Source organism: Streptomyces brasiliensis (genome assembly GCF_014647875.1).
GTDB lineage: Bacteria > Actinomycetota > Actinomycetes > Streptomycetales > Streptomycetaceae > Streptomyces > Streptomyces brasiliensis.
In genome coordinates, this window is the sequence record NZ_BMQA01000171.1 from 1 (window position 1) to 4,118 (window position 4,118).

2 protein-coding genes and 3 pseudogenes are annotated in these 4,118 nt (G+C 67.0%); 4 read left to right on the forward strand and 1 reads right to left on the reverse strand.

Features of this window, described 5'->3' with window-relative positions:
• Together IEZ19_RS49270 and IEZ19_RS49275 are read left to right on the forward strand one after the other, a co-directional pair.
• Positions 1 to 1,184 (forward strand): IS701 family transposase (locus IEZ19_RS49270; protein ID WP_189317878.1); only part of this gene is annotated, 1,184 nt, incomplete at its 5' end.
• A gap of 303 nt (positions 1,185 to 1,487) precedes the next feature.
• Positions 1,488 to 3,206 (forward strand): multicopper oxidase family protein, encoded by a 1,719-nt coding sequence (locus IEZ19_RS49275; RefSeq protein WP_189317879.1) that lies wholly within the window; start codon positions 1,488 to 1,490, stop codon positions 3,204 to 3,206.
• Between the two features lie 10 nt (positions 3,207 to 3,216).
• On the opposite strand, the pseudogene IEZ19_RS49280 reads toward IEZ19_RS49275, so the two are convergent.
• Positions 3,217 to 3,511 (reverse strand): annotated as a pseudogene (locus tag IEZ19_RS49280) (transposase family protein); the annotation flags it as partial.
• Positions 3,512 to 3,709: 198 nt separating this feature from the next.
• Here IEZ19_RS49280 and IEZ19_RS49285 point away from each other — a divergent pair.
• Both IEZ19_RS49285 and IEZ19_RS52460 read left to right on the forward strand, forming a co-directional pair.
• Positions 3,710 to 3,991: pseudogene (locus IEZ19_RS49285) on the forward strand (arsenate-mycothiol transferase ArsC); the annotation flags it as partial.
• Between the two features lie 53 nt (positions 3,992 to 4,044).
• Positions 4,045 to 4,118 (forward strand): annotated as a pseudogene (locus tag IEZ19_RS52460) (phosphotyrosine protein phosphatase); the annotation flags it as partial.

Genomic DNA, 4,118 nt, shown 5'->3' on the forward strand with positions numbered 1-4,118 from the left:
GGGCACGGCCGGTTCTGAGGGGGCTCCGGCGCAGCAATGCGCCGGAGCTACCCGACGAGTGGGCTGGGGAGGCGACCCCGGACGGGATGCAGCACCTGCTGAACCGGGCCAAGTGGGACGCCGACCTCGTCCGTGACGACCTGCGCGGCTACGTGGTCGAGCACCTGCACGACGACCAGGCGGTGCTCGTGGTCGACGAGACCGGCGACGTGAAGAAGGGTAGCCACACCGTTGGCGTCCAGCGCCAGTACACCGGCACCGCCGGCCGGATCGAGAACTCCCAAGTCGCCGTCTACCTCGTCTACGCAGGCCAGCGCGGTCACGCCGCGGTGGACCGGGAGCTGTACATCCCACGCTCGTGGACCGACCAGCCCGACCGCTGCCAGGCGGCCGGACTCGACCAGGACACCGCGTTCGCGACCAAGCCCGAACTGGCCACCCGCATGATCGCCCGGTTCCTGGACGTCGGCCACCACGCCCCGTGGGTGGCCGGCGACGAGGTCTATGGCGGCAACCCGAAACTGCGGACCGCACTGGAAGAACGTGGCACCGGCTACGTCCTCGCGGTAGCCCGCGGCCACGAAGTCACCACCCAGTCTGGCAAGTTCCGCGCAGAGGCCCTGGCCAAGAAGCTCCCCAAGCGGGCCTGGCAGAAACTGTCCGCCGGGGCCGGTGCCAAGGGGCAGCGCTTCTACGACTGGGCCGTCATCGACCTGCCCAACTCGGCCCCCGGCCACCGCCAGCTGCTGATCCGCCGCAACCGCACCACCAGCGAACTCGCCTACTACCGCTGCTACTCGCCCCGCCCTGTGCCGCTGACGACCTTGGTGAGGGTCGCTGGATCAAGGTGGCGGGTCGAGGAGACGTTCCAGTCCGGAAAGGGCCTGGCCGGACTGGACGAGCACCAGGTCCGCCGCTACGCGTCCTGGTCCCGCTGGGTCACCCTCGCCATGCTCGCCCACGCCTTCCTGGCCGTCGTCCGCGCCGACGAACACACCCGCCATCCCGCGCCGGCCAACCTGATCCCGCTCACCTGCAACGAGATCGCCCGCCTGTTCGTCGCCCTCGTCGCCAAACCCGTCCACGACGCAGCCCACCAGCTCCGCTGGTCCCACTGGCGCCGCCGCCACCAGGCACGATCCCAAGCAAGCCACTATCACCGCCAGAACGCAGCCCCAGCATGATCACGATCTACGGCTGGAGTACTAACCCCGCCCCGACCTCCCCAGCCTCATCCATGACGTGTCCCTATCACGCCGACACGCGGCACAGCGAGAACCGACGCCTTTTTCTTTTGCAGACCCTAAATTCAACTGATAATTCTCTAAATCACCCGAACTGGCTGTGGATTCTCGGAATCCCCCTGTGTTACGTGATAGGGCGGATAAGAGATGTCACGGTGTGGATTACCCCCGAGGACGTGTTGCGGAAGTGTGAGGTGCGATGTGGTAGGACTGCCGTCCGGCCGAAAGGCCAGGAGAGTCTGGATGCTCCTCCCGACGGGGCTTGTCGGCGCAGCGATCCTCGCGGCCGGAACACCGATGCCGATGAACGCGGCCACACTGACGTCAAAACCCGCGTCCACGGCGCGGGCCGCGGACGCTGCCCAGAACTGTGCCCCTTCGCCCCGGCCACCGTTCTTCGCGGACGAAGTACAGCAACCGCCGGTGGCCGCCACGGACCGTCCTCATCACTACACCTTGACGGCGGCCGTCCACCACACGCACCGGTTCGCCAGTTCGTGGCCGCCGGTGAAGACGCTGGCGTATAGCACGGCCAACGCCCCGATGGACTACCTCGGGCCCACTCTCGTGACCCGGCAAGGTCACCCCGTGGACGTGAAGATGGTCAACGACCTGCCCCCGGCAGGAACGCCGATCTTCCCGTTCGGTCAGCCGGACAACCGCAACACCCTCAACCTGCACCATCACGGCGGGCTGCAGCCGGCGAGCAGCGACGGTGTGCCCGCGCCGCTGGGCACAGAAGTTCCGCCCGGCGGTTCCTACACCTACCACTATCCGAACTACCAGGCGCCGGCGCCGCTTTTCTACCATGACCACACGGACATGACCACCGGCTACCACACGTATCCCGGACTGGTTGGGTTCTCCCCGCAGACCGACGAACGGGAGCGGTCGTTCGGCCTCCCGAGCGGCAGGTTCGAGAAGTTGTACGAACTGCAGGACAATTCGTTTGATCCCGTCACCAAGGAACTGTGTTACAGCGGCTCGTTCGGAGATCTCCCGGTGATCAACGGGACGATCGCGCCCAAGCAGCAGGTGGAGCCGAGACGCTACCTGTTCACCCTGCTGAACTCCTCCGGCAACCGCTTCTACCATCTGAGCCTCAAGCAGGTCGCCGGGCGGCCCAGCCGTGCTCCGCGCATCACTGTGGTGGCCAGCGACGACGGCTACCTGCGTCACCCGGTCAGGGTGCGCGACCTGCTCATCGTGCCCGGCGAGCGGTACCGCGTCGTTGTCGATTTCCATGGCCACCGCTCACAGAAGTGGGTTCTGTCCAACGACGCCAATGCCCACTATCCGGGCCCCAACGCCGCTCCGCTCATTCCCGGGCTCATGCGGTTCGACGTCGGCAAGCGGCTCAGCCGCCAGGACCACTCACACATCCCGCACACGATCGACGAGACCAACAACGGACAACCGCTGTTCCGCAAGCTGCAGGACGCACGGCTGCGCACCGTCCAGGCCGGCCCCAAGCCGCTCTCAGGTGCGCCAGAGCTCGGTGACGCCAACCAGCTGCTGAACTACCTGGACGCGCCCACCGAGACACCGCAGGTCGGATCCTGGGAAGTGTGGGCCATGCGCAACCACGGCGCGAATTCCCACCCTATGCATCTTCACCTGCTGGAAATGCAGCTGATCGGACGCTGGCATGTCGGCCATTGGGGTGCGGACAAAAAACCGGTGCCATCCAGCATTGGGCCGTTCGAACCGGCACCCGCATACGAATCCGGCCCCAAGGACGTGTTCATCGCGGATCCCAACTACATCACGGCCTGGGTCGGCAAATTCACGATCGCGGGAACAGCCGTCTGGCACTGCCACATCATCCCGCACGAAGACGGTGTCATGACAAACGGTCAGATCGAAATGATGCGGCCCCTCGTCATCGGGCACACACCACAACGACAACTACCGCTGGTCGAAAGCCTGAAACGTCTCGACCGGCTCGTGCGCCGACCGTGACGGATGACAACCAGATCTTGAGGGTGGCGACGGCCTGCTCGGAGAAGGCACGGATCTTTGCGTGGGATCGGTTGACTGCCTGCTGGCCTGCGGACAGCATCTCCCACCTGCCCCAGTAGGGAGTTCGGACGGAGCCCCCGGCACCTGCGGTACGCCTTGTCGGCCTAGCACGGGACGCCTGCTGCGGCAAGGGCGTCGACGATGCCGTGTTCGCGGGCTGCGCGGATGTTGTGAACGGCGCCGGGCAGGGCCGGCGATGCCCACAGCAGACGGCCGAGCGGATCGGCGACGACTTGCACGTTCATGCTGCAGGCCCCCTCCGGCCGGGCCGCGGCCGGTGCCCGGATTCTGCAGCGCCCATCCCGAAGGCCGGCGTTCTCCGAGGGCCTCGCGGATCACGGTCTGAGGTGACGGCTTCAGCTTTTCGGTGACGACCTGGTCGTGGTCGACGCGGCGCGGGCCGATGTGGCGCGGCAGGTTGACGGACTCCCGCGGGCACGCACCCGGGCAGCGAGGTGGAGCCGGTGGTCGCGCAGGTGCTGACCGAGGCCGGCGTGGACCTCACGGACGCGTTCCCCAAGCCGCTGACCGACGAGGTCGTGCAGGCCGCCGACATCGTCATCACCATGGGCTGCGGGGATGCCTGCCCCGTGCTGCCTGGCCGCCGCTACCTGGACTGGCCCGTCACCGACCCCGAGGGCGCCCCGATCGCCGTCGTCCGCAGCATCCGCGACGAGATCGACGCCCACATCACCGAACTGCTCGCCTCCCTGCCGAGCACCTGACCCCCGTACCCGATCCGCACCACGTGCTTGATCCCCTTACGAAGGAAAAACCGATGTCCTCCAGCCCGCTCGCCTCCGTGCTGTTCGTCTGCGTTCACAACGCCGGGCGCTCGCAGATGGCGGCCGG

Excerpts from the sequence above, each read along its gene's own strand:
- IEZ19_RS49275 (WP_189317879.1), top strand. The coding sequence starts at position 1,488 with ATGCTCCTCCCGACGGGGCTTGTCGGCGCAGCGATCCTCGCGGCCGGA.